We start from the raw sequence: 847 nt of genomic DNA, 5'->3' as shown, positions 1-847 counted from the left end.
CTATCCTCTACCGGCATTGGCTCCTCTTAAACAACGAACTTTTTTTGCCATTGCCCAGAAGGCAATCAGTGTAATTACTGGGGATGTGGGATCAGGAAAGTCGACCTCTTTGCGTTATATCTCTAGCCAATGTCATCAGAGTGAATATCACTTGATTCCTATTATCGGAGGAGAATTCGGGCTAATGGAACTGTACCGACAAATCCTGATGAGTTTCGGAGTTGAATTTCACTCGTACCAGATCTCCTTTATGATCCAGAAGATAAGGGAACATATTTTGGAAATCGCATCCAGGAAAGTCACTCCCATCCTGCTTATCGATGAGGCTCATTTGTTTAAGCGGAATGTTTTCACCCAGCTGCATACCTTGATACAGTTCGACTATGATTCCAAACCGGTCATGCCTGTGATTTTGTGTGGTCAGGAAGGCCTGATGGATCATCTAATGGCAACCGCAGCAAGGCCCTTGGCATCGAGGGTTCTGGGTATTAATCATCTGGAATCTTTAAAGAAAGAAGTCATGGTCGAATACCTTGATCATCATTTGAAATTAGCAGGTCTTACGAAATCTATTTTTTCCGAGGAAGCCGTCTTTGCGATTCATCAGTGCTCTGGAGGTATTCTTAGGAAGGCAAATTCAGTAGCAAAAACAGCTATGTTAGCGGCGGCGTTGGAGGGGGAACACACAGTCTCAGCAGAACATGTGCGCATTGCATCAACAGAAGTAATTCTTTAGTTCACTACATTTTCCGCTGGTGACGGCGGGATATTTTTTGGTTAAAAGATATCTGAACAAGTATCTAACTCAGTGCGATTTGATTGGTTTAAAATAATTTGCGAGATTACA

General features: G+C 42.9%; 1 protein-coding gene. It reads left to right on the top strand.

What is annotated here, in order from left to right:
• On the top strand, positions 1 to 736 hold a 736-nt coding region (locus DV872_RS26190; RefSeq protein ID WP_158547203.1), incomplete at its 5' end, for an ExeA family protein.
• Between the last annotated feature and the right edge of the window lie 111 nt (positions 737 to 847).

This window comes from Oceanispirochaeta sp. M1 (assembly GCF_003346715.1).
GTDB lineage: Bacteria > Spirochaetota > Spirochaetia > DSM-2461 > DSM-2461 > Oceanispirochaeta.
The sequence above is the reverse complement of the archived record's forward strand: the minus strand, read 5'-3'. Positions and strand labels throughout refer to the sequence as shown.